A 24,449-nucleotide genomic window follows, 5' to 3' on the forward strand; every position below is an offset into this window, starting at 1 on the left:
TTCCCAAAATGTGGTATAATATGAGATATTTTAGAAGGAAGAAAGAATGAAAGATAAGATTGAAATTCATGGGGCTCGTGCCCATAATTTGAAAAATATTGATGTGACGATTCCACGTGATAAATTGGTCGTGGTGACAGGCTTGTCTGGTTCGGGGAAATCAAGTCTCGCTTTTGACACCTTGTACGCAGAAGGTCAACGGCGCTATGTTGAGAGCTTGTCGGCTTACGCTCGTCAGTTTTTGGGCAATATGGATAAGCCCGATGTGGACTCGATTGAGGGATTAAGTCCTGCTATTTCGATTGATCAGAAGACCACCTCAAAAAATCCGCGTTCGACGGTCGGTACAGTGACGGAAATCAATGACTATCTGCGTCTCTTGTATGCTCGAGTAGGAACACCTTACTGTATCAACGGGCACGGGGCGATTTCAGCCTCGTCTGTAGAGCAGATTGTCGATGAGGTATTGGAGCTGCCTGAGCGTCAGCGCCTGCAAATTCTAGCACCTATTGTCCGTAAGAAAAAAGGGCAGCATAAGGCTATTTTTGAGAAGATTCAAAAAGACGGCTATGTTCGTGTCCGAGTGGACGGGGATATCTATGATGTGACAGAAGTTCCTGAGCTATCAAAAAGCAAGCAGCATACCATTGAAGTGGTGGTTGACCGAATTGTGATTAAGGACGGAGTGCGTTCTCGTTTGTTTGACTCGATTGAGGCAGCTCTGCGCATTGCGGAAGGCTATGTCATCATCGATACCATGGATGACAAGGAAATGCTCTATTCAGAGTATTATGCCTGTCCAGTTTGTGGTTTTACAGTACCGGAATTAGAGCCGCGCCTCTTTTCTTTCAATGCGCCGTTTGGCTCTTGTAGCGACTGTGATGGTCTTGGAATGAAGTTGGAAGTGGACGAAGACTTGATTGTACCAGATCGGCAAAAGACCTTGCGTGAGGGAGCTTTGGCACCGTGGAATCCAATTTCTTCCAACTACTATCCGCAGATGTTGGAACAGGCCATGACCCAGTTTGGGATTGATATGGATACGCCCTTTGAGGAGTTGACGGACGATGAGAAGAGCTTGATTTTCCATGGTTCAGACGGCAAAGAATTTCATTTCCATTATGAGAATGAATTTGGCGGGGTGCGTGACATTGATATTCCTTTTGAGGGGTTGATTACAAATATCAGTCGCCGTTACCGCGATACCAATAGCGATTATACCCGTCAAGTCATGCGAACCTATATGAATGAGCTGACCTGTGCAACTTGCCACGGCTACCGCTTAAATGACCAGGCCTTGTCGGTTCGTGTCGGTGGGGAACAGGGATTGCACATCGGGGAATTGTCAGAACTATCTGTCGCAGACCACTTAGCTGTCTTGTCGCAGCTGCAACTTTCTGCCAATGAAGTGACGATTGCGACTCCGATTGTCAAAGAAATCAAGGACCGCTTGACTTTCTTGAACAATGTGGGACTCAATTATCTGACCTTGTCACGGTCTGCGGGAACCTTATCAGGTGGGGAAAGCCAGCGGATTCGCTTGGCAACTCAAATCGGTTCAAATCTATCAGGGGTCTTGTATATCTTAGATGAGCCGTCGATTGGGCTTCATCAGCGAGATAATGACCGCTTGATTGCTAGTCTTAAGAAAATGCGGGACTTGGGTAATACCTTGATTGTCGTTGAGCACGACGAAGACACCATGCGGGAGGCGGATTATCTGATTGATATTGGACCAGGTGCGGGTGTCTTTGGCGGTGAGATTGTCGCTTCTGGAACACCAGCCCAGGTCGCAAAAAACAAAAAATCAATTACGGGGCAATATCTATCTGGTAAGCGCGAAATTCCAGTACCTTTGGAGCGGAGAATTGGAAACGGTCGTTTTATCGAAGTAACGGGTGCACGTGAAAATAATTTGCAAAACGTAACGGCTCGGATTCCGCTTGGGAAATTTGTCGCTGTAACAGGTGTATCAGGTTCTGGCAAGTCTACCTTGGTCAATTCTATCTTGAAAAAAGCTATTGCTCAGAAACTCAATCGCAATTCGGAAAAGCCAGGGAAATTCAAATCCATTTCGGGAATTGAGCACTTGGACCGTTTGATTGACATTGACCAGAGTCCGATTGGTCGTACTCCGCGTTCCAATCCAGCAACGTATACGGGTGTATTTGATGATATCCGTGATTTGTTTGCCCAGACCAATGAAGCCAAGATTCGTGGCTACAAGAAAGGACGTTTTTCGTTCAATGTCAAAGGTGGCCGTTGTGAGGCTTGCTCGGGAGATGGGATCATCAAGATTGAGATGCACTTCCTGCCAGATGTCTTTGTCCCGTGTGAGGTCTGCCATGGTCGCAGGTATAATTCAGAGACTCTAGAAGTCCATTACAAGGAAAAAAATATCGCGGAAGTCCTTGATATGACCGTCAATGACGCAGTCGAGTTCTTCAAGCATATTCCAAAAATTGAGCGGAAATTGCGGACCATTCAAGATGTCGGTCTAGGTTATGTCACCTTGGGGCAACCAGCGACAACTCTCTCAGGAGGAGAAGCTCAGCGGATGAAGTTAGCCAGTGAGCTCCACAAGCGCTCAACTGGGAAATCCTTGTATATTTTGGACGAGCCAACGACAGGTCTCCACACAGAAGACATTGCCCAGCTATTAAAAGTTTTGGCACGCTTTGTCGATGACGGAAATACGGTACTTGTCATCGAGCATAATTTAGATGTGATTAAGACCGCAGATCATATCATTGACTTAGGTCCAGAAGGTGGTGTCGGTGGCGGTATGATTATCGCAACTGGAACACCAGAAGAAGTAGCTGCAAACGAAGCCAGCTATACAGGCCAGTATTTGAAAGGGAAGTTACATGATTTACACTAAAAGATTAGAGCAATTACGTCATCAACTAGCAGCAAATAATCTGCCTGCCCTCCTCATCACGAATTTGAAGGATATTTACTATCTGACAGGTTTCTGGGGTTCGGCTGGAACGGTTTTGATTACAGCAGAACGACAAGTGTTGATCACTGATGATCGCTATATCACCTATGCCCAGTCTGTGGTCAAGGATTTTGAGGTGGTATCAGACAGAGATGCCCTTTCAGTGGTTGCAGCAATCTTAAAAGATAGCAAGGTGACTGACTTGGCCTTTGAAGATGAGGTGTCAGTAGCCTACTACCAAGCTATGCAGACAGTCTTTGAAGGAATACGCTTAGTGCCAACAGCAGATATGGTCATGAACTTACGTATGATTAAGGATGAGACAGAGATTGCGATCATTCAACGTGCCTGTCAGATTTCGGATCAAGCCTTTTTAGACGCATTGGATTTTATCAAACCGGGGAAAACGGAGCTTGAAGTGGCGAATTTCCTTGATTTTCGCATGCGGGAAATGGGGTCTGAGGCTGTATCCTTTGATACCATTGCTGCATCTGGTTACCGCTCGGCTATGCCGCACGGACGTGCGTCCGAGAAGGTCATCGAAGCTGGTGATGCTCTTACACTTGATTTTGGCTGTATCTATGAACATTACGTGAGTGACATGACGCGGACTATCTACATCGGCTCTGTCAGTGATGAAGAGGCAGAAATTTACCAGACTGTTTTGGAGGCTAACCAAGCTCTGATTGCGGCAGCTAAGGCTGGCATGGAATACCGTGAATTTGATGGGGTGCCACGCCGTGTGATTGAAGCGGCAGGCTACGGTCCCTACTTTACGCATGGTATTGGCCATGGTATGGGGCTTGATGTCCATGAAATTCCTTATTTCAGACAAACAGCGACCGATAAGATTCAAGCTGGTATGGTCTTGACCGATGAGCCAGGGATTTATTTGGAAGGAAAATATGGTGTACGGATTGAAGATGATCTCTTGATTACAGAGACAGGTTGTAAAATCTTGACCTTGGCACCAAAAGAGTTGATTGTGATTTGAGAAATCAGCCATTTTGTGGTAGAATAAAACGAATAATAAAATAATGAAGAGGTAATCATAGACATGATTGATGCAAGTAAATTAAGAGCAGGTATGACATTCATTGCTCCAGATGGAAAACTTCTCCGCGTATTGGATGCAAGCCATCACAAACCAGGTAAAGGCAATACCATCATGCGTATGAAATTGCGCGATGTTCGTACAGGTTCAACGTTTGATACAACCTACCGTCCAGATGAAAAATTTGAGCAAGCGATTATCGAAACACGTGTAGCAACCTACCTTTACCAAATGGATGATACAGCTTACTTCATGGATACAGAGTCATTTGATCAATATGAAATTCCAGTAGCAAGTGTCAAAGAAGAGTTGCTCTACATTCTTGAAAATTCAGAAGTGAAAATTCAGTTCTACGGAACAGAAGTAATCGGAGTGACTGTTCCAACTACTGTTGAGTTGGTCGTTGCTGAAACACAACCTTCTATCAAAGGTGCAACTGTGACTGGATCAGGTAAGCCAGCAACAATGGAAACAGGCCTTGTGGTCAACGTCCCAGACTTCATCGAAGCAGGTCAAAAATTGGTCATCAATACAGCAGAGGGAACATACGTATCACGTGCTTAATCGCATTCCTCTTAGAAAGGATTTCTCATGGCAAAAGAAAATTTAGGCGAAATCGTTATCGCACCTCGGGTCTTGGAGGTGATTACAGGGATTGCCTCTGCTAAGGTGGAAGGTGTTCATTCGCTACACAACAAAAAAGTAAGAGATGGCTTGTCAAAAACAGCCTTGAACCGTGGTGTCTATCTTCAGACAGATGAGGCAGGCGATGTGACAGCGGATATCTATGTGTATCTAGAGTACGGTGTCAACGTTCCGACAGTATCGATGAACATTCAGCGTGCGGTCAAAACAGCTGTTGCTAACTATGCCGATGTGACAGTGAAAACCGTTAACATTCATGTGGACGGCATTGTGCCAGACAAGACACCAAAACCAGACTTAAAGGATTTGTTTGGTGAGGACTTCTTAGATGAAGAGTAAGCAACACGAATCACGGCATTATTTGCGCCAATGTGCTCTTCAGGCGATTGTGTCCCTAGAATTTGGTCAAGAACCTGTTCAAGCAGCCCAATTTGCCTATCTCTATGACCATGACGAAGAGCAAGAAGTGGAAATCCCTCTCTTTTTGCTAAATCTGGTGACAGGAGTCGCAGATGTACAAGATGAGATTGATGCCCAATTGGCAACACGCTTGAAAGCAGGATGGACCTTGGATCGCTTGACATTGATTGATAAAAATATTATGCGTTTGGGTCTCTTTGAAATTTTGTATTTTGAAGAAACGCCAGACCGCGTAGCTGTCAATGAAGCGATTGAGCTAGCCAAAGAATTTTCAGACCCTGCTTCTGCAAAATTCATCAACGGTGTCTTAAGTCAGTTTATTAAAAAAGAAGAAGCCTAAATGGCTTCCTTTTTTATATATTGGAGTTGGTCAAATTGCATTAACGATGTTCCATTTACTATATTAGACACTCCGACCCGCTAAGAGGGTGATTGGGAGTGAATAGTGTTGCTCGAGGGTCTGTCCGTTGATTTTCTGAATGAGGAGATCAACCATGAGCCTAGCAATGTCTGCTAGTGGCTGTTTGATTGTAGTTAGCTGCGGATAATGGGTCTCGATAAAGTAAGTTCCGTCATAACCAATCAGCTTCAGGTCTTCTGGAATGGACATGCCCAAGGATTGAGCGATATTCCAGACTAGCATGGCAGTCAGATCTCCTGAGATAAAGATTCCGTCTGCCTTGGTCGTCTGTAGAATGGTCCTAATTTCCATTTCCTTGCGAATGGGAGAGAAGTCACTGGAGATATGGTGAACATCAGCTGTTGGGAATACGCTAGAAAAGCCTTTTTGGCGCAGTCCCGTTGGAGAATTGGAATCGTCGTTTCCTGTGATCATAATGGGCTGCCTACAGCCAGCTTTTTCTAAGGTCTGAGCAGCTAGGACTCCGCCTCCGTAGTTATCAGAAGAGACGATGGGTGTTGACGGAGATAAATTTCGGTCAAAGGCGATAATCGGAGCAGATACACGGTCATAGTCCTTTATGCCTAGATTATGGCTACCAGAGATAATCCCGTCTACCTGATTGGCTGTTAGCATCTCCAAATATTCTCGCTCCTTTGCGGAATCATGCTGGCTGTTGCAGATAATAGCCTTGTAGCCTCGATTGAAAAGTTCCTTTTCCAGATGCGCAATCAATTCCGCATAAAAAACATTGCTAATATTGGGGAAAATCAATCCGACTAGTTTGGCAGATTTGCCCTGCAAGCCTCGAGCAAGGTTGTTGGGTTTGTAGCCCAGTTCCCGCATGGCATCAGTGACTTTTTTGACGGTTTTTTCGGAAAGATAGCCTTTTTTGTTAATGACACGAGAGACAGTTGTGGGGCTGACCCCAGCTAGTTTTGCGACATCAGTTAGTTTTGCGACCATAATCTAATGAGTAGTAATTTCCAGCTGCCTGACCTGAGAGAACCTTGATGCCAGTTTGATCTTGTCGTGGGAAGACACGTCCAGAAAATACCTTTTCTCCTTTATTGATGAAAATTTCAAAGACAGATTTGTCAATGAAGATATTGGCAGTTGTTGCTTGATTGTCAATGTGACACTGACGTTCGGTACCAAAATCAAGGGCGAAAGCTTCTCCGCAGTCCTTGCGGTCAAGCACAATACGTTTGTTTGCAGGGTCAATGGTAAGCTTGAGTCCGTGTCCATCAGCATCTGCAAAGAGAACCAAGTCTAAGCTGCTATCTGCTTCTACGGTTAAGGCTAACTCGTAGACATTGTTGGTTTTTGTTTTTTCTGCAAAGACTTGTGTATCCGTGCGAAGACTGGTAATAGCTTCAACTGGATATTGATAGAGCTTGCCGTCTTTGATGGTCAATTCCTTGACGAGGGACAGGCAGCCTTGGTAGTCATAGCGGTCTGTCGGATACTCAACGTCTGGAAGAGCGAGCCAACTGACAGCAAGAGCGCGTCCGTCAGGTGCATTAAAGGCTTGGGTTGCATAGCATTCAAAACCGTAATCCAACTGCTCAAGGGGAGCTGGATTGACCATAGTCGCTATGTCAGCATTGAAGGCTTGCCCGATTTTATAGAGGTTTGGATAGATGTTGTCATAATCAAGGACAGCCTTGTCAAGTCCTTGTGGACAATAGAGAAGGACGGGCTGTTTATCGATGAAGACTAAATTTGGACATTCCATCATGTAGGCGGTTAAATCGTTGTCGAAGTTCAAGTCAGCGACATAGTCCCAATTTCTGTAGTCATTGTCCACAGCCTTGTAGAGTTTGATAATTCCTTTTTTATCTAAATTTTGTCCGCCGACAATGGCATAGTAGTCACCTTTGAAGTTGAAAATTTGTGGATCGCGGAAGTGGTCTGTTGTGTCAAGAGGTTGCTCAATCAAGACCTGATCCATTTTTTCAATCTTCCCATCAGTATCCATGAGGGCACCGATTTGGTAGGGGTGGCGGACCCAATTTTCATCGCGAACATTTCCTGTATAAAAAAGAAAGAGCTTGTCGCCAAACTGCATGGCAGAGCCAGAATAAGCGCCATGGCTGTCGAGCGCTGTATCAGGATAGAGCATGATGCCTGTTGGCTCAAAGTGGACCAGATCGGTTGACTCGGTGTGAACCCATGATTTTAAGCCGTGAGCGGCACCAAATGGGAAATACTGGTAGAAGAGGCTCCATTTTCCATTAAAATAAGAAAAGCCATTGGGGTCATTTAAGAGGCCGTGGGGAGTCTCAATATGGAAATTCGTTCTCCAAGGGGAGCTTTTGGTGTTGTTCTTGATGGTTTCAATGTAGTCTGCTGGCCAGTCTGCATAGGCACGGTAGCGTTCTTCGGTGGTGAAGGCCATGTCGTCTCCTTTTATTCTGTTGTCCGTATTTATTTCTATCGTTATAGTAATATAGTAAACGTTTGCTTGTCAAAAAGCAAGATTTTACTGCTAAAATACAAAAAATAATAAAAACTTATGTCAAACGTTTGACATATCATTTAAAAATGGTATAATAAAAAACGTAGAAAGTTTGAAAATGCTTTCAAAAAATGAAAAAATGATGAATTAAAGGAGATTTACTTTATGGATTACAATAAAGTAGCTAAGGACGTCATTGCAGCAGTTGGAAGAGACAATCTTGTTGCAGCGGCACACTGTGCAACTCGTCTACGCTTAGTTCTCAAAGACGATTCAAAAGTTGACCAAGCTGCCTTGGATCAGCACGAAGACGTTAAAGGAACATTCAAAGCATCAGGGCAGTACCAAGTCATTATCGGACCTGGGGATGTGAACTTTGTTTATGCAGAGTTGATTAAAGAAACTGGTCTAAAAGAAGTTTCGACAGATGATTTGAAAAATATTGCAGCTAGTGATCAGAAATTCAATCCGATCATGGCTTTGATCAAACTGTTGTCAGATATCTTTGTCCCAATTATTCCAGCCCTTGTAGCAGGTGGTTTATTGATGGCATTGCGTAATTTCTTGACTTCAGAAGGTTTATTTGGTCCTCAATCAATCGAGCAAACTTTCCCAGCTATTCAAGGTGTTTCTGAAATGATTCAACTCATGTCAGCTGCGCCATTCATGTTCTTGCCAATTCTTGTCGGAATTTCAGCAGCAAAACGTTTTGGTGCCAACCAATTCCTAGGAGCTGCAATCGGTATGATTATGACTACTCCAGCTCTTGGTGGCGGAGAAGCCTTCTGGGATATTTTTGGAATGCAAGTTGCTCAGACAAGCTACATCTACCAAGTTATTCCAGTTTTGGCTGCTGTATGGGTTTTGTCTATCTTAGAGAAATTCTTCCACAAACACTTGCCTGCTGCAGTTGACTTTACCTTTACACCATTGCTATCCGTCATGCTTACAGGTTTCCTAACCTTCACAGTCATTGGTCCGGTGATGTTATTGGTATCAAATGGTATCACTAATGGAATTGTATGGTTGTATAACACAACTGGTTTCCTTGGTATGACGGTGTTTGGTGGAACTTACTCCTTGATTGTTATGACAGGACTTCATCAATCATTCCCAGCCATTGAAACTCAATTGTTGACAGCTTTTAATGAAAACGGAACTGGTTACGGAGACTTCATCTTTGTTGTTGCCTCAATGGCAAACGTTGCTCAAGGTGCAGCAACACTTGCAGTTTGGTTCTTGACTAAAGATTCTAAAACAAAAGGCTTGACCTCTTCAGCAGCTGTATCAGCCTTCTTGGGAATTACAGAGCCAGCTTTGTTTGGTGTAAACTTGAAATACCGTTTCCCATTCTTCTGTGCCTTAGCAGGATCAGCAGTCGGAGCAGCTGTAGCAGGGTTGACACACGTTATTGCAGTCTCTCTTGGAGCAGCAGGATTCCTTGGCTTCTTGTCGATTAACGCTTCTTCTATTCCAATGTACATCGTCTGTGAATTGATTGCTTTTGCAGTAGCCTTTGCCTTGACATTTGCTTATGGTAAAACAAAAGCAGCTGCAGTCTTTGCAGCAGAAGATACAGCGGCTGTATCAGCAGTATCGGAAGCGCCAGCTCAAGCAGTAGAAGTAGCTTCAGAATCTGTTGAAGAAACCTTTGTTTCACCACTTTCAGGTGAGGTGGTTGCTCTTGAAAATGTTAACGACCCTGTCTTTTCATCAGGTGCTATGGGGAAAGGTCTTGCAGTGAAGCCGTCTGAAGGTGTTGTCTACGCACCAGCAGATGCAGAAGTTACGATTGCTTTTGAAACAGGTCACGCTTATGGCTTGAAGACAGTAAGTGGTGCGGAAATCCTTATCCACATCGGCATTGACACCGTATCAATGGAAGGTGATGGATTTGAAAAATTGGTCGCAGCAGGTGATAACGTCAAGGCTGGTGCACCAATTGCTAAGTTTGATGCAAGCAAAATTGCAGCAGCAGGTCTCGATGACACAACCATGGTTATCGTAACCAATACAGCAGACTTCGCAGCAGTTGAAGCACTTGCAAGTGCCACAGTTGCTCACGGGGATGCCTTTATCAAAGTTGCAAAATAATCCACGAGAAAAAGGCGTTTAGCCTTTTTCTTACGCCTCAAACTATGGTATAATAAAGTAGAATAAAATGATTCCAAAAGGGAGAAACAAGATGACAAAATTGTATGGAAGTTTGGAAGCTGGCGGGACAAAATTTGTCTGTGCAGTTGGGGATGAGAATTTCCAAGTGGTTGAAAAAACACAATTCCCAACGACAACACCGTATGAAACAATTGAGCGCACCGTTGAATTTTTCAAACGCTATGAGGACCGTCTAGCAGGGATTGCGATTGGATCGTTCGGTCCCATTGATATTGATCAAAATTCAGCAACTTATGGTTACATTACGACAACCCCAAAACCTCACTGGGCCAATATCGATTTGTTAGGCTTGATTGCGAAAGAATTTAAGATTCCATTTTACTTTACGACAGATGTGAACTCTTCTGCTTTTGGAGAAGCTTTGGTTCGTAAAGGTGTGAACAGTCTCGTTTACTACACAATTGGAACAGGAATTGGAGCAGGTGCTATCCAAAATGGCGAATTTATCGGAGGAGCTGGTCATACAGAAGCCGGTCATACCTACGTTGCGCTTCATCCGCAAGATGTGGCAAAAGAATTTACAGGCGTTTGTCCTTTCCATAAGGGGTGCTTAGAAGGACTAGCGGCAGGTCCGTCTTTGGAAGCTCGTACAGGAACACGTGGTGAATTGATTGAGCAAAATTCTGATGTGTGGGATGTTCAGGCCTACTATATCGCTCAAGCGGCAGTACAAGCAACATTGATGTACCGCCCGCAAGTCATTGTCTTTGGTGGCGGTGTTATGGGACAAGAACACATGCTTAAGCGCGTGCGGGATAAGTTTACAGCCTTGATGAATGGCTATGTACCAACTCCTGATGTGACAGAGTACATCGTGACACCAGCGGTAGCTGAAAACGGATCAGCGACGTTAGGAAATTTTGCTTTGGCTAAACAAATATCTGAAAAATAAATAAATGAGAGCTGGATGAGGAGTCTAGCTCTTTTTGTACTGAATTGAAATTCAAAAATAACCAACTTATCCACCATTTACAACCATAAAACATATAAATTGGTTACACTGAAAAGGTTAAGATAGTGATTTGGTCAGGTTGGAAATACAGTAAGCCGAAGGAGCTACAGACAGAACCGGTGTTCATCAAAGCGACTGAACGATGTCCTAACCTTTATTTAATTCACTATAGCAATGAAACTCCGAAGGAGGTTGCTTGCGTCTGCACTATCTAATAAAGTATCAGAAAATGTTAATGTTGAGAGTAATAGAGTATTGCTATTTTTAAGGGATGTTTTTCTAACAATACAAGTTTTTCCTCTCCTTTTTTGATGAATCTGCTAAGGAGATTGGCATTTCTCTTCCCTTTCTGCTATGATAAAAGAAGAATAGAGAAACGAGGAATCATTATGGCAGAACCATTATTTTTACAATCTGTGATGCAGGAAAAAATTTGGGGCGGAACTAAGCTTCGAGACGAGTTTGACTATGAAAGTCCAAGCGATCACATAGGAGAATATTGGGCAATTTCAGCGCATCCAAATGGTGTATCAACTGTTAAAAACGGTCTTTATGAGGGGTGGAAATTAGATGACTTATATCGTGAACACCGTGAATTGTTTGCCAATCGAAGAGAAGAGGTCTTTCCGCTATTAACAAAGATTTTAGATGCCAATGATTGGTTGAGCGTGCAAGTCCACCCAGATGATGCTTATGGCTTAGCACACGAAGGTGAACTTGGTAAAACTGAATGCTGGTATGTCCTAGCAGCCGATGAAGGATCTGAGATTATCTATGGACATAAGGCCCAGTCAACAGAAGAACTCCGTAAGAAGATTGAGCAAAAAGACTGGGAAGGTCTATTGCAGAAAGTTTCAGTCAAGGCGGGTGATTTCTTCTACGTGCCAAGTGGAACGATTCATGCAATTGGAAAAGGCATCATGATTTTAGAAACCCAACAGTCAAGTGACACGACCTACCGTGTTTATGACTTTGACCGTAAGGACGATGCGGGTAATCTTCGGGAATTGCATTTGGAAAAATCGATTGATGTCACTACAATCGGTGAGCCTGCAAATAGTCGCCCAGTCACGCTTTACGTGGACGATTTGTGTTCAACATTACTCGTTGCCAACGACTTTTTCGGTGTCTACAAATGGGAAGTGACAGGGGAAGTCCGCATGAAGCAAACTGCTGATTATTATTTGGTCAGTGTCTTGGCTGGTCAAGGGGAGCTTGGCATTGATGGGCAGACCTATCCGATTGGAAAAGGAGACCATTTTATCCTACCGCATGATGTCAAAGACTGGACTCTTAAAGGGCAAGATTTAGAAATCGTTGCTAGTCATCCGTAAGTAGTAAAAAATACAACCCCAAAAAGACCGATGGAGCCTCTGCTTCATCGGTCTAAACTGTCGCTCATTCTTGAAAGTAGAGGGGAAACATGCTATAATGAAAAGAACACAAAAAAGAATCGATACAAGTAAGGAATAAAATGGCAAATATTTTAAAAACGATTATCGAAAACGATAAAGGTGAATTACGAAAATTAGAAAAAATGGCGGATAAGGTTATTGCCTATGCAGATGAGATGGCAGCTTTATCAGATGCCGAATTGCAGGCTAAGACAGCAGAATTTAAAGAGCGCTATAACAAGGGTGAAACTCTTGATGACCTTCTATACGAAGCCTTTGCGGTTGTCCGTGAAGCTGCTAAACGGGTACTTGGTCTTTATCCTTATCCTGTTCAGATTATGGGGGGGATTGTTCTTCACCATGGGGATGTGCCAGAGATGCGTACAGGGGAAGGGAAAACCCTAACAGCAACCATGCCAGTTTACCTCAACGCCTTGGCTGGCAAGGGTGTGCATGTTGTCACTGTCAATGAATATTTGGCGAGCCGTGACGCGACAGAAATGGGTGAAGTATACTCATGGCTCGGCTTGTCTGTAGGGATTAACTTAGCAGCTAAATCTTCTCTTGAAAAACGGGAAGCCTACAACTGTGATATTACCTACTCAACCAACTCAGAAATCGGTTTTGACTACCTTCGTGATAACATGGTGGTCCGCGCAGAAGACATGGTGCAACGTCCGCTTAATTATGCCTTGGTCGATGAGGTTGACTCTATCTTAATCGATGAAGCACGGACGCCATTGATTGTATCTGGTCAAACATCTTCGGAGACTAACCAACTCTATTTCCTAGCAGACAACTTGGTCAAATCATTGGATGAGGATGATTACATCATCGATGTTCCATCAAAGACTATTAGTCTATCGGATTCTGGAATTGACAAGGCAGAAAGCTTCTTCAAACTGAAGAATCTATATGACATTGAAAATGTTGCCTTGACTCACTTTATTGATAATGCCCTTCGTGCCAACTATATCATGACCTACGATATTGACTACCTCGTAAATGAGGAGCAAGAGGTCATGATTATCGATCCATTTACGGGTCGTACCATGGAAGGTCGTCGTTATTCTGATGGTTTGCACCAAGCAATTGAAGCCAAAGAAGGTGTGCCGGTTCAGAACGAATCAAAAACCAGTGCTTCTATCACCTACCAAAATCTCTTCCGTATGTATAGTAAATTAGCGGGTATGACTGGTACTGGTAAGACCGAGGAAGAAGAATTCAGAGAAATCTACAACATTCGTGTGGTTCCAATCCCGACCAACCGTCCGATTGCTCGTATTGACCACGAAGACTTATTATACCCAAGTTTGGAATATAAGTTTAACGCAGTTGTGGCAGATGTTAAGGCACGCTATGAAAAAGGTCAACCTGTCCTAGTCGGTACCGTTGCGGTAGAAACTTCGGATTACCTTTCAAAACGGTTGGTGGCAGCAGGTGTTCCCCACGAAGTCTTGAATGCTAAAAACCACTATCGTGAAGCTCAAATCATTATGAATGCTGGTCAACGCGGTGCAGTTACTATTGCGACCAACATGGCTGGTCGTGGGACAGATATCAAGTTGGGCCCTGGTGTCCGTGAACTCGGTGGACTTTGTGTCATCGGTACAGAGCGCCATGAAAGCCGTCGGATTGACAATCAGCTCCGTGGACGTTCAGGCCGTCAAGGAGACCCAGGTGAATCTCAATTCTATCTTTCTTTGGAAGATGATTTGATGAAACGCTTTGGCTCAGAGCGCATCAAGGCCTTCATGGAACGTATGAATTTGACAGAAGAAGAATCTGTGATTAAGTCAAAAATGCTCACTCGTCAGGTAGAAGGGGCGCAAAAACGTGTTGAAGGAAATAACTATGATTCTCGTAAACAGGTCCTTCAATATGACGATGTCATGCGTGAGCAACGCGAAATCATCTACAGTCAACGTCAAGATGTGATTACTGCGGATCGTGATTTAGCTCCAGAAATCAAGGCGATGATCAAGCGGACGATTGAACGCCAAGTGGCAGATCATAAGGCAGGGAAGCGCGATGAAGCTTTGCAAGCGATTCTACACTTTGCTCAAATTAATCTTGTCCCAGAAGAGTCTATTAGCCTGGCGGATCTAGAAGGGAAATCAGATCAAGAGATTGTAGCTGATTTGTACCATCGTGCCTTGGAAGTATACGATAGTCAAGTAGCCAAATTACGCGATGAGGACCGTGTACGTGAGTTCCAAAAAGTCTTGATTCTTCGCGTAGTGGATAATCGCTGGACAGACCATATCGATATGATGGATCAATTACGCAATGCAGTTAGCCTACGTGGATATGCACAGAACAATCCAGTTGTAGAGTATCAGTCAGAAGCCTTTGCGACCTTTAAGGATATGATTGCTGCGATTGAGTTCGATGTAACACGTCTCATGATGAAAGCACAAATCCATGACAATATTGAACGGGAGCGTGCGACTCATGAAGCACATACAACGGCTGTTAAGAATATCGTTCCTGCCCAAGCAGCTTCGAGTGAGCAAGCCAGCTTTGAAGGAGTGGATCGTAACGACCCATGCCCATGTCAGTCAGGCAAGAAATTCAAGAACTGTCATGGACGCAAACATGTATAGTAAGAAAATATGAGGGAGGAGTGAGGGGATCCAGTATTCAATCGAATACGGATTGCTCACTTCTTTTTTGAGAAATGATTGTAGGACACGGAATAGATTTACAAGAAATCGCTGCTGTTGAGGCAGCCATGAACAAGCACGAACGATTTGCTAGGAAAGTATTGACTGAAAACGAATTGGTGCGATTTGAACAGTTAAACGGTCGTCGAAAGCTGGAATACTTAGCCGGTCGATGGTCTGCTAAAGAAGCCTTTGCCAAGGCACTTGGAACAGGGATTGGTAAGATTGGATTTCAAGATATTGAAATTTTGACAGATAGCAAGGGTGCGCCCTATGTCGCCAAGTCCCCTGTTCGAGCCAAGGTTTGGCTCAGTATTAGTCACTCTGCTGGTTTCGTGCAGGCCAGTGTGATTTTGGAGGAAATAGATGAAAGCAAGCATTCATAGACCGACTAAGATTCAGGTCAACTTGTCGGCTATCTCATATAATGTAGAGCAGGTCAAGCGCCATTTGCCCAAAGAGACCAAGGCTTTTGCGGTGGTTAAGGCTAATGCTTACGGGCACGGGGCGGTTGCGGTAGCGAGTCATCTAGAAAGTCAAGTCGATGGTTTTTGTGTTTCCAACTTGGATGAAGCCTTGGAATTGCGCCAGGCGGGCATTTCTCGGCAGATTTTGATTCTCGGTGTGGTGCCAGTAGAGGTTGTGCCACTTGCCATTTCTGAGAAGATTACGCTGACAGTTGCGAGCCTAGAATGGGTGGAACAGCTCTTTGGGTGTGGCATTTCCTTGGCAGGTTTGACCGTCCATATCAAAGTGGACACAGGGATGGGTAGACTTGGTTTTCGGAATTGCCAGTCTCTTAACCAGGCTATAACTGACTTGAGAGATGAGGGCGTGCAAGTCGAAGGTATTTTTACCCACTTTGCAACAGCAGATGAAAAAGACGATAGTCAGTTTCAGACTCAACTTGCCCGATTCAAAGAAGTACTTGCGACACTAGACCAAGTGCCTACCTGCATTCATGCTAGTAATTCGGCAACCAGTATCTGGCATGCAGATACAGTTTTTAGTATGGTTCGTCTGGGCAATATCATATACGGTCTCAATCCAAGTGGACATGAGCTAGACTTACTCTATCCCGTTCAGCCGGCGTTGCAGTTAACCTCTGAATTAGTTCATGTCAAAGAAGTTGAAGAAAGAAGCAGTATCGGCTATGGTGCGACCTATCATAGTGGAGAAGCGGAGTATATCGGTACTGTTCCGATTGGCTATGCGGACGGTTTTTTACGTACCATGCAGGATTTTTCGCTCTTGGTTGAAGGAGAGGACTGTCCAGTTGTCGGTCGGGTTTCCATGGATCAGATTACAATCCGACTACCGAAAAAGTATGCTTTAGGAACGCCAGTGACTCTGATTGGTCAAAGCGGGAATCGTACGATTTCCGTGCAGGACTGGGCAGATTATCTAGGCACGATTAACTATGAAGTGGTCTGCACCTTATCAGACCGCATTCCTCGCTATTATGAGTAAAAACCTACTATTTGCCGATGCAGATGGTCGGTTTTTGCTGTTTTTATGTACTTGGAATAATCTGGTAATCATCTTACGTTTGGAAATGAAAAAAGTGACATTCAAGGGTAGTTTTCTTGTGAAGAAAGTATGTTGTCAATCAGAAATAACTTGACAATTTGAGAAAAGGTGAGTACAATAAAGACGAGAGGTTATAACCAGTTTTCGGTTAATATGTTAATTTAGTGGAATCGAGTCTTTTAGAAAGGAGACAACATGGCACACTATATTTTTGCAAAATCCATTATCCTGTCCGATCGAGAGGTTGAAAATGCCTATCTAGAGATTACAGATGATGGTCAATTTGGTGAAATTGTGACGGAAAAGCCAGAAGGAACAATTGTAGACTATTCGAACTACCATATTGGGCCTGGTCTAGTAGATACCCATATCCATGGTTATGCTTCGCATGATGTTATGGATAATGATTTTAAAGGGATTAAGGTGATTTCAGAAGGGCTCTTATCTTGTGGTGTTACTTCTTGGTTACCAACAACCTTAACCGATTCAACAGAGAATTTGGATGCGGTCTGTGAAACCATTGGTCGCCATGCGGGTGAGGAAACAGGTGCTAAGATTCAAGGGATTTTCCTTGAAGGACCATTTTTCACAGAGAAATACAAGGGTGCACAAAATCCTAAGTATATGAGCGATCCTTCTATTGAGAAGTTGGATAACTGGCATCGCTTGTCTGAGGGCTTGGTCAACAAGATTGCCATTGCTCCAGAACGTGATGGAGTAGAGGAATTTATTCACTTTGCCAATGAGAAAAAGATTCATACTGCACTGGCCCATAGCGATGCGACCTATGATCAAGCTAAAAAGGCAGTTGAAGCAGGAGCCAACATCTTTGTCCATGTCTACAATGGCATGAGCGGACTTCATCACCGAGAGCCAGGCATGGTTGGTGCAGCACTTGATTTGAAGAATGTCTTTGCGGAAGTGATTTGTGACGGACATCATGTGCATCCAGCAGCCGTTGAGATTGTTCTGAAGGCGCGTGGTGCAGATGAAACAGTCCTCATTACGGACTGTATGCGTGCAGGCGGCCAAGGAGAAGGAGATTCTCGCTTGGGTGAATTTGAGGTTGTGGTCAAAGACGGAACCGCTCGCTTGAAACACAATGGCAGCTTGGCAGGATCAATCTTAGAATTGATTCAAGCGGTCGAACACATCGTAGAGTGGGGCTTGGCAAGCCTACCAGATGCCGTTCGGATGGCTTCACTTGCGCCAGCAAAATCTGTCAATATCGACCATGTCTGTGGACAAATTGCAGCAGGACGTGCAGCAGACTTCATCGTCATCGATGACAAGGGACGCTTGCAGGCTACTTACTTGGACGGTGTCAAACGTTTTAGTAAATAGACCTAACAATAGATAGTTTATTGGCGAAAGGCCAGTTATTATTGCTTATATTCTACTTTATCTAGGAGGAAGATAATGGAAAAATTACAACTTTCACAGGCAAAATACGATCATCTTGTTCGTCTATCAAATGATGAAAAAGTGATTGCAGCCCTTGCGATTGACCAACGCGGTGCCTTGAAGCGTCTCTTGTCAGCGGCAGCAGATGCTGATTTTGGTGACGATATCTTGGTGGATTTCAAAAAAGTCATCTCAAGTGATTTGACTCAGTATGCAAGTTCTATCTTGCTAGATGCTGAGTATGGTGTGCCAGCAGCTGAATTACGGCATCCAGATTGTGGCTTTATTGCCGCTTATGAAAAAACAGGTTATGATGCCTCAACACCAGGTCGCTTGCCTGACCTACTTTCAAACTGGTCAGCAAAACGGATCAAGGAATTGGGTGCAGATGCTGTGAAAATCTTGCTCTACTATGATGTAGATGATAAGCCAGAAATCAATGACATCAAGCATGCTTGGGTAGAGCGCATCGGAAGCGAGTGTATCGCTGAAGATATTCCTTACTTTGTGGAAATCTTGACCTATGATGCGAGCGATATGGATGTGACTTCTCGTGAATACGCAGTCTTAAAACCTCACAAGGTTAACGGAGCGATGCGGGAATTTAGCAAGCCACGTTACAATGCAGATGTCTTGAAGGTCGAAGTGCCTGTTAACATGAACTTTGTAGAAGGCTACACAGATCAAGAGCCAGTTTACAGCCTCGAAGAAGCCAAAGCCTACTTCAAGGAGCAAGCAGGAGCAACGCATTTGCCATTTATCTTTTTGAGTGCTGGTGTATCTGCCAAGCTTTTCCAAGAAACACTTGTGGTAGCTAAAGAAGCAAGTTCTAGCTTTAATGGCGTTCTCTGTGGTCGTGCAACTTGGAAAGATGCGGTTGCAGTCTTTGCTAAAGAAGGCGAAGCAGCAGCCAAAGCTTGGTTAGCAGACCAAGGTCGTAAGAACATGGAAGAACTAAACAGCGTTCTTGCAACCACTGCAAGCTCATGGCTAGATAAGGTAGAAGTGAAATAACACTTGTCAATAATTAACTAAACTAAAAATCCAACTCTCATACAAGAGTTGGATTTTTAGCTAGAATAGGTTTACCCGAAAAAGGCTTGATATAGAGCTTTGAGGGCTTTTTCTTTTTCTTCGGTTTTGATAACGAAAAGGACAGAAACTTCGCTCGCGCCTTGGGAAATCATGGCCAAGTTGACATTTTCTTTTGAAAGAGCTGCGGTTGCAGTTGCGGTGACACCGACATGACTCTTCATGTTTTCACCGACAATCATGATAATCGACAGTCCGTGCTCGATTTCTGCCTTATCGACTTCGAGCTTGGAATTGAGCTGGCGGAGGATTGCTTCCTCCTTGATTGGTGTCAATTCGCGGCTACGCAAGACAAGAGAAAGGTCATCGATACCAGTCGGCATGTGTTCCCAACGGATATTAAGATCTTCAAGGATATTTAAGACTTTACGTCCAAAACCGACCTCGCGGTTCATTAAATACTTAGACATATTGATGCTGACAAAGCCGTCATCTGCTGCAATTCCGACAACTGGCAGGGTATGGTCAGTGTGCTTTAGGACAATTCGTGTACCCGGATGGTCAGGATTGTTGGTATTTTTAATGACAAGAGGGATGCGACCACGATAGGCAGGAAGCAAAGCCTCGTCATGAAGCACTGAAAAACCAGCGTAGGCCAATTCTCGCATTTCACGGTAGGTTAATTCCTTGATGGAGTGGGGATTGTGAATGATACCTGGGTGGGCTGCAAAAATCCCGTCCACATCGGTAAAGTTTTCATAGAGATCTGCCTTGACACCAGCTGCCACGATAGAGCCTGTGATGTCTGAACCGCCACGAGAAAAGGTACAGATTTGATTGTCAATAGTTACTCCGAAAAATCCTGGAATGATGAGGACTTCGTCTGCCTCTTTTAAGGCTTCAATTTTGTCATAACTAGACGGCAAAATGCGGGCATTTCCAGGCTCAGAGCTGACAATGATTCCTGCTTTTTTAGGGTGGATATAGCGAGCTGGAACGCCTTTATAGGTGAAATATTCAGCAACTAATTTGGCATTGTTGTCCTCTCCGGCCGCCAAAAAAGCATCGTAGAGAAATTCATTGTCGTCAATTGGAAGGGTTGCTAAGGCAAGAATGCTTTCTGCAATCTTCTTCATGCACTTGCCAGGAAAATTTAACTCGTCCACCATTGCTTGGTAGCGATTGATAATCCATTCTTGGCTAGCAGCAAGGTCTTTTCCGTCTATATAGTTTTTGTAGTATTTGATGAGGGCATCGGTCACCTTGGTATCATTGCTATCGCGTTTACCAGGGGCAGATACGACTATAAATCGACGTTCTGGATCTGCTTGAACAATGTTGAATACTTTTTCAAGTTGGGCAGCTGAAGCAAGAGAACTGCCACCAAATTTGGTCACTTTCATAACAATTTTCAATCTCCTTTTATGCTTTTCATCATTATAGCAAAAACTGCTACGCTTGTCAGTAGGCTTAGTATAAAAGTTTAGGAATATTTCGATTTATGCTATAATGATATTAAAAGATCCAAAAAGGAGTAGCAGATGGTCTATAAAGGGATTATTTTTGACATGGATGGTGTCTTGTTTCAGACAGAAGACTTTTACTACCAACGGCGGGCAGATTTTCTAGCGACCAAGGACTTGTCTGTTGCTCACTTAAATCCAGCTGTATTTGTCGGAGGTCGGGCCAGTCAGGTATGGAAGCTCGTCCTGCAGGATGATTATGACAACTGGGATATCCCAGCACTAGAGGCAGAATACAAAGAGTACAAGGAAGATCGCCCAACACCCTACAAGGATTGTCTCTTCCCAGATGTGCCAAGGGTTTTGGCTAGTCTAAAGGAAAAGGGTGTTGCACTCGCCCTAGCTTCTAATACAGATCGCAGTGAGATTGAGAGGGCTTTGACCGAAGCAGGGATTCGTTCGTATTTCTCCCATGTCTTTTCTGGGACAGAATGTAAAGCTTGCAAGCCCGACCCTGAGGTCTACGAAAAAGCCTGGAGCGCACTAGGCCTTGCCAAATCAGAAACTCTGGTCATCGAAGATAGCCCGAAAGGAATCGAAGCAGGAAAAGCCGCAGGTCTGACCGTCTGGGCTATTCGAGATCAAGAATTGGGGCTGGACCAATCACAGGCAGATGATTTTTTGGATTGTTTTGGGGATCTGCTAGATAAATGATCAATACAAGGAGCCAAGGCTCCTTTCAGCTTGAAGAAAAACTCTTCTTACTTGCCCCATCCTTATGTGCTTTCGGACATCAATGACTTCCTTCGGAGTAAAATAATCCAGTGGATTATTTTAGCCCGAGCCCAGAAACAAAGGAGCGAGGATAATCGATTTCAACGAAATCACGACTTCTGTCTCACTTCCACTTTTAGCACGGCGGCGGTGGCAGTATTGTGCTCGCTACGCTCGCAAATTTTCTAACTTTAAAACTATAGAAAATGAAATATCATTGTAATGTTTTTCTGAATTGTGAGGTTTGTCTACATTCTACAAGGAGCCAAGGCTCCTTTTTGCTTACCATTAAAGATGGTGGAGAACGTGCTTGCATCGGCTGTCACACCAACACTTCTTGTTTTCTGAAAAATATGTGATAGAATAGCTCCAATACGTAAAACCTCTTTCTTTGAGGTGTCAAATTATCGTTACTTCGCTTCGATTTATGACACGGTTTACTCGTCAAAACGAAACGAAGCTATCAACTAAAAGTTGACAGTCTATAACCATAAAAGGAGGACAAAGATGACCTATGAAATGATTCGGTATGAAGTAGAAGAGCGTATTGCGAGGCTAACCTTGAGCCGTCCTGAAGTATCAAATGGTTTTAATATTCCTATGTGTGAAGAAATGCTAGATGCGATTGGACAAGCGGCTGATTCAGAACAGGTAGCACTTCTGATTATCCAAGCAGAAGGTGCTGTTTTTTCAGTCGGAGGTGATTTGGTTGAAATGAAGAGAGCTGTAGACGAGGATGATATTGCGTCCTTGGTCCAAATAGCAGAGCTGGTCAACCGGATTTCCTTTTCTTTAAAGAAAATCCCCAAGCCAGTCATCATGTTGACCGATGGAGCGGTGGCAGGGGCTGCTGCCAATATGGCTGTTGCGGCAGACTTTGTGATTGCTTCTGATAAGACTAAGTTCATTCAGGCCTTCGTTGGTGTTGGCCTAGCACCTGATGCGGGTGGCTTGTTCTTACTTAGCCGTAGTATTGGTGCGAATCGGGCATGTCAACTCGCCATGACAGGTGAAAGTCTAAGCGCCGAAAAAGCATTGGAATACGGCTTAGTCTACCGAGTGGTGGAGCAGGAAAAATTAGCCAAGACCTGCCAGCAGTTGGTCAAACGTCTTTTACGAAATTCGCCAAATTCCTACCGAGCGATAAAAGAATTGATGTGGAAGAGTGAATTTGAAGCATGGGAAGAATATGCAAGGCTAGAACTTGACCTGCAACGCGAACTGGCTTTCAAAGAAGATTTTAAGGAAGGGGTTCGAGCGTATTTTGAACGCCGCAGACCGAGCTTTACAGGGCGATAAGCCGTTTTCTTGTATCGTTCGTTGGTTTTCGTTAACGTATCTTGGCTCATATCCTATTTTATAAAAAATCTGATATGATTTGCTTACGTACCTCCAACGTTCTTCTGACGGACCATACTTTTTATTTTTGAGATTAGATGCAACAGTCGATTCTTTCTTCTAAGTTTGGAAGGAGTGATACAGTGAGCTAAAGCCGATACTTAGAGTGGTATTTTTGAGCCGAGACTATAGGCTAAAAGATGAGCAATTGAAACGCCAGCAGGAGCTTGCTTGCGTCTATGCTACTTAAGAAAGTATCAAAAAATATTCATTTCCCCTTATCCTTACCATTCTTGATATTTATCTGATGTGACAAAAAATATTTGACAATCAAACTAATTTATCGTATACTTTGAGAGTCAAAGTATATAAGGAGGCCTTCGATTGTGGAAGATGCAAAGATCAATGAATATCTGACTGCGATTTTTAATAATGTACTCATTATTGAAGAAACGAGTCTGCGGGGAAGCCGTTTTAAAGATATTTCAATCAAAGAAATGCACACGATCGATGTCATCGGTGACAAAGACGGTGTTACGCCGAGTGATGTTGCCCGTGCTTTGATGGTCACACTGGGTACGGTGACCACCAGTCTGAATAATTTGGAGCGAAAAGGCTATATTGAACGGATTAGGTCAACTAGGGATCGCCGTGTGATTCATCTTCATTTGACCAAAAAAGGAAGATTGGTCTATCGCTTGCACCAACGCTTTCACAATGAGATGGTGCGCCAGATTACAGCAGACATGGACGAAGCCGAATTTAAGGTCATGAAAAAAGGCCTCTTGAAACTCTATCATTTCTTGGAGGATTTAAAATGACGACCTTTGCAAAAATCAGCCAGGTGGCGCATTATGCCCCCGTACAAGTCATTGAAAATGATGATTTAGCGCAGCTGATGGATACGAGTGACGAATGGATTGCATCGCGAACAGGCATCCGCAGACGCCATATCACGAAGGATGAAGAAACCAGTGACTTGGCAACCAAAGTCGCACACCAGCTCTTGGAAAAAAGTGGCTATGCTCCAGAGACGATTGAGTTTATCATCGTTGCGACGATAACCCCTGATTCGGCTATGCCGTCGACGGCGGCGCGTGTTCAGGCGAGTATCGGTGCACATCAAGCCTTTGCCTACGACTTGGTTGCAGCTTGCTCGGGCTTTGTCTTTGCCTTATCAACCGCTGAGAAGTTGATTGCCTCAGGACGTTATCAAAGAGGAATGGTAATTGGGGCAGAAACCCTGTCAAAAACTCTTGACTGGTCAGACAGAAGTACGGCTGTTCTCTTTGGAGACGGTGCAGGTGGTGTCTTACTAGAAGCGACTGATCAACCGCATTTTCTCGGTGAACTTCATCGAACAGATGGCAGCAGAGGGAGCGATTTACAGTCAGGTGTCCTAGGGTTGTCCTCGCCCTTTTCAGAGGCAGGAGAAAGGAAGCCGTATCTGAAAATGGAGGGGCGCGCGATTTTTGAATTTGCGGTTCGGGATGTGACTAAGACCTTGCAAGACTTGCTTGCTAATCAGGGTTTGTCAGACGAGGATGTCGATTATTATTTGCTTCATCAGGCCAATCGGCGGATTTTGGAAAAAATGGCCAAGAAATTGGGGAGCGACCTAGCTAAATTTCCAGCCAATATGGCAGAATATGGCAACACCAGTGCAGCTAGCATTCCGATTTTACTTTCGGAATGTGTGGAGCAGGGAAAGATTTTTCTTGATGGTAGCCAAACACTTGTTATAAGTGGCTTTGGTGGTGGTCTGACATGGGGAGCAATCCTCTTAAAACTTTAGTTAAT

20 protein-coding genes are annotated in these 24,449 nt (G+C 44.0%); 17 read left to right on the forward strand and 3 right to left on the reverse strand.

What is annotated here, in order from left to right:
- The first annotated feature begins 46 nt into the window (after nt 1–46).
- The 5 genes from uvrA (at nt 47) to nusB (ending at nt 5,400) form a co-directional block, all read left to right on the forward strand.
- A complete protein-coding gene (gene uvrA, locus CHF41_RS03390) occupies nt 47–2,881 on the forward strand; it encodes an excinuclease ABC subunit UvrA (protein ID WP_119875989.1) in 2,835 nt (944 codons plus the stop codon).
- Nucleotides 2,868–3,935, forward strand: coding sequence for a M24 family metallopeptidase (locus CHF41_RS03395; RefSeq protein ID WP_119875990.1), 1,068 nt, complete (start codon nt 2,868–2,870; stop codon nt 3,933–3,935). The genes uvrA and CHF41_RS03395 overlap by 14 nt, the downstream gene beginning before the upstream one ends.
- A gap of 63 nt (nt 3,936–3,998) precedes the next feature.
- Nucleotides 3,999–4,559, forward strand: a complete 561-nt coding sequence (efp, locus tag CHF41_RS03400; RefSeq protein WP_075105468.1) for an elongation factor P — start codon at nt 3,999–4,001, stop codon at nt 4,557–4,559.
- Nucleotides 4,560–4,586: 27 nt separating this feature from the next.
- Complete coding sequence (locus CHF41_RS03405) at nt 4,587–4,979, forward strand: Asp23/Gls24 family envelope stress response protein (RefSeq protein ID WP_119875991.1); 393 nt, start codon at nt 4,587–4,589, stop codon at nt 4,977–4,979.
- On the forward strand, nt 4,969–5,400 hold the full coding sequence (gene nusB / locus CHF41_RS03410) for a transcription antitermination factor NusB (RefSeq protein WP_119875992.1): 432 nt from the start codon (nt 4,969–4,971) through the stop codon (nt 5,398–5,400). The genes CHF41_RS03405 and nusB overlap by 11 nt, the downstream gene beginning before the upstream one ends.
- A 63-nt stretch (nt 5,401–5,463) precedes the next feature.
- Here nusB and CHF41_RS03415 read toward each other — a convergent pair whose 3' ends face one another.
- Both CHF41_RS03415 and CHF41_RS03420 read right to left on the reverse strand, forming a co-directional pair.
- Entirely contained in the window at nt 5,464–6,426 is a 963-nt protein-coding gene (locus tag CHF41_RS03415; RefSeq protein WP_119875993.1) for a LacI family DNA-binding transcriptional regulator, read from the reverse strand.
- Nucleotides 6,407–7,861: a sucrose-6-phosphate hydrolase gene (locus CHF41_RS03420; RefSeq protein ID WP_119875994.1), complete on the reverse strand. Its 1,455-nt coding sequence runs from the start codon at nt 7,859–7,861 to the stop codon at nt 6,407–6,409. Before CHF41_RS03420 ends, CHF41_RS03415 begins: the two co-directional genes overlap by 20 nt.
- Nucleotides 7,862–8,086: 225 nt before the next feature.
- Here CHF41_RS03420 and CHF41_RS03425 point away from each other — a divergent pair, with 225 nt between their 5' ends.
- From CHF41_RS03425 to lacD, 8 genes are all read left to right on the forward strand, one after another.
- Entirely contained in the window at nt 8,087–10,015 is a 1,929-nt protein-coding gene (locus tag CHF41_RS03425; RefSeq protein ID WP_119875995.1) for a sucrose-specific PTS transporter subunit IIBC, read from the forward strand.
- A gap of 91 nt (nt 10,016–10,106) precedes the next feature.
- Entirely contained in the window at nt 10,107–10,988 is an 882-nt protein-coding gene (gene scrK, locus CHF41_RS03430; RefSeq protein WP_119875996.1) for a fructokinase ScrK, read from the forward strand.
- Between the two features lie 449 nt (nt 10,989–11,437).
- Nucleotides 11,438–12,382: a mannose-6-phosphate isomerase, class I gene (gene manA, locus CHF41_RS03435; RefSeq protein WP_119875997.1), complete on the forward strand. Its 945-nt coding sequence runs from the start codon at nt 11,438–11,440 to the stop codon at nt 12,380–12,382.
- 140 nt (nt 12,383–12,522) lie between these two features.
- Complete coding sequence (gene secA / locus CHF41_RS03440; protein WP_119875998.1) at nt 12,523–15,048, forward strand: preprotein translocase subunit SecA; 2,526 nt, start codon at nt 12,523–12,525, stop codon at nt 15,046–15,048.
- Nucleotides 15,049–15,122: 74 nt separating this feature from the next.
- Complete coding sequence (gene acpS / locus CHF41_RS03445) at nt 15,123–15,494, forward strand: holo-ACP synthase (RefSeq protein ID WP_119875999.1); 372 nt, start codon at nt 15,123–15,125, stop codon at nt 15,492–15,494.
- On the forward strand, nt 15,475–16,578 hold the full coding sequence (gene alr / locus CHF41_RS03450) for an alanine racemase (protein ID WP_119876000.1): 1,104 nt from the start codon (nt 15,475–15,477) through the stop codon (nt 16,576–16,578). Before acpS ends, alr begins: the two co-directional genes overlap by 20 nt.
- Nucleotides 16,579–16,833: 255 nt before the next feature.
- Nucleotides 16,834–17,982, forward strand: coding sequence for an N-acetylglucosamine-6-phosphate deacetylase (nagA, locus tag CHF41_RS03455; RefSeq protein WP_119876001.1), 1,149 nt, complete (start codon nt 16,834–16,836; stop codon nt 17,980–17,982).
- A 75-nt stretch (nt 17,983–18,057) separates the two neighbouring features.
- Entirely contained in the window at nt 18,058–19,056 is a 999-nt protein-coding gene (gene lacD / locus CHF41_RS03460) for a tagatose-bisphosphate aldolase (protein ID WP_119876002.1), read from the forward strand.
- Nucleotides 19,057–19,127: 71 nt separating this feature from the next.
- Here lacD and CHF41_RS03465 read toward each other — a convergent pair whose 3' ends face one another.
- Nucleotides 19,128–20,477, reverse strand: a complete 1,350-nt coding sequence (locus tag CHF41_RS03465; protein WP_119876003.1) for an aspartate kinase — start codon at nt 20,475–20,477, stop codon at nt 19,128–19,130.
- A 138-nt stretch (nt 20,478–20,615) separates the two neighbouring features.
- On the opposite strand from CHF41_RS03465, the gene CHF41_RS03470 reads away from it, so the two are divergent.
- The 4 genes from CHF41_RS03470 (at nt 20,616) to CHF41_RS03485 (ending at nt 24,444) form a co-directional block, all read left to right on the forward strand.
- Nucleotides 20,616–21,251 (forward strand): HAD family hydrolase, encoded by a 636-nt coding sequence (locus CHF41_RS03470; protein ID WP_119876004.1) that lies wholly within the window; start codon nt 20,616–20,618, stop codon nt 21,249–21,251.
- Nucleotides 21,252–21,818: 567 nt separating this feature from the next.
- On the forward strand, nt 21,819–22,610 hold the full coding sequence (gene fabM, locus CHF41_RS03475; RefSeq protein ID WP_119876005.1) for a trans-2-decenoyl-ACP isomerase: 792 nt from the start codon (nt 21,819–21,821) through the stop codon (nt 22,608–22,610).
- 425 nt (nt 22,611–23,035) lie between these two features.
- Nucleotides 23,036–23,470 (forward strand): fatty acid biosynthesis transcriptional regulator FabT, encoded by a 435-nt coding sequence (gene fabT, locus CHF41_RS03480; RefSeq protein ID WP_119876006.1) that lies wholly within the window; start codon nt 23,036–23,038, stop codon nt 23,468–23,470.
- Nucleotides 23,467–24,444 (forward strand): beta-ketoacyl-ACP synthase III, encoded by a 978-nt coding sequence (locus tag CHF41_RS03485; protein ID WP_119876007.1) that lies wholly within the window; start codon nt 23,467–23,469, stop codon nt 24,442–24,444. The genes fabT and CHF41_RS03485 overlap by 4 nt, the downstream gene beginning before the upstream one ends.
- Nucleotides 24,445–24,449: the final 5 nt, after the last annotated feature.

Source organism: Streptococcus respiraculi, from assembly GCF_003595525.1.
In the GTDB taxonomy this organism is placed as follows: domain Bacteria; phylum Bacillota; class Bacilli; order Lactobacillales; family Streptococcaceae; genus Streptococcus; species Streptococcus respiraculi.

Bases quoted from the DNA above. Each gene is read 5' to 3' on its own strand.
- efp (WP_075105468.1), top strand. From the start codon at position 3,999: ATGATTGATGCAAGTAAATTAAGAGCAGGTATGACATTCATTGCTCCA.
- lacD (WP_119876002.1), top strand. From the start codon at position 18,058: ATGGAAAAATTACAACTTTCACAGGCAAAATACGATCATCTTGTTCGT.
- nusB (WP_119875992.1), top strand. From the start codon at position 4,969: ATGAAGAGTAAGCAACACGAATCACGGCATTATTTGCGCCAATGTGCT.
- CHF41_RS03470 (WP_119876004.1), top strand. From the start codon at position 20,616: ATGGTCTATAAAGGGATTATTTTTGACATGGATGGTGTCTTGTTTCAG.
- secA (WP_119875998.1), top strand. From the start codon at position 12,523: ATGGCAAATATTTTAAAAACGATTATCGAAAACGATAAAGGTGAATTA.
- CHF41_RS03415 (WP_119875993.1), bottom strand. From the start codon at position 6,426: ATGGTCGCAAAACTAACTGATGTCGCAAAACTAGCTGGGGTCAGCCCC.
- manA (WP_119875997.1), top strand. From the start codon at position 11,438: ATGGCAGAACCATTATTTTTACAATCTGTGATGCAGGAAAAAATTTGG.
- CHF41_RS03485 (WP_119876007.1), top strand. From the start codon at position 23,467: ATGACGACCTTTGCAAAAATCAGCCAGGTGGCGCATTATGCCCCCGTA.
- CHF41_RS03395 (WP_119875990.1), top strand. From the start codon at position 2,868: ATGATTTACACTAAAAGATTAGAGCAATTACGTCATCAACTAGCAGCA.
- acpS (WP_119875999.1), top strand. From the start codon at position 15,123: ATGATTGTAGGACACGGAATAGATTTACAAGAAATCGCTGCTGTTGAG.
- CHF41_RS03465 (WP_119876003.1), bottom strand. From the start codon at position 20,477: ATGAAAGTGACCAAATTTGGTGGCAGTTCTCTTGCTTCAGCTGCCCAA.
- CHF41_RS03425 (WP_119875995.1), top strand. From the start codon at position 8,087: ATGGATTACAATAAAGTAGCTAAGGACGTCATTGCAGCAGTTGGAAGA.
- uvrA (WP_119875989.1), top strand. From the start codon at position 47: ATGAAAGATAAGATTGAAATTCATGGGGCTCGTGCCCATAATTTGAAA.
- CHF41_RS03405 (WP_119875991.1), top strand. From the start codon at position 4,587: ATGGCAAAAGAAAATTTAGGCGAAATCGTTATCGCACCTCGGGTCTTG.
- scrK (WP_119875996.1), top strand. From the start codon at position 10,107: ATGACAAAATTGTATGGAAGTTTGGAAGCTGGCGGGACAAAATTTGTC.
- fabM (WP_119876005.1), top strand. From the start codon at position 21,819: ATGACCTATGAAATGATTCGGTATGAAGTAGAAGAGCGTATTGCGAGG.
- nagA (WP_119876001.1), top strand. From the start codon at position 16,834: ATGGCACACTATATTTTTGCAAAATCCATTATCCTGTCCGATCGAGAG.
- alr (WP_119876000.1), top strand. From the start codon at position 15,475: ATGAAAGCAAGCATTCATAGACCGACTAAGATTCAGGTCAACTTGTCG.
- CHF41_RS03420 (WP_119875994.1), bottom strand. From the start codon at position 7,861: ATGGCCTTCACCACCGAAGAACGCTACCGTGCCTATGCAGACTGGCCA.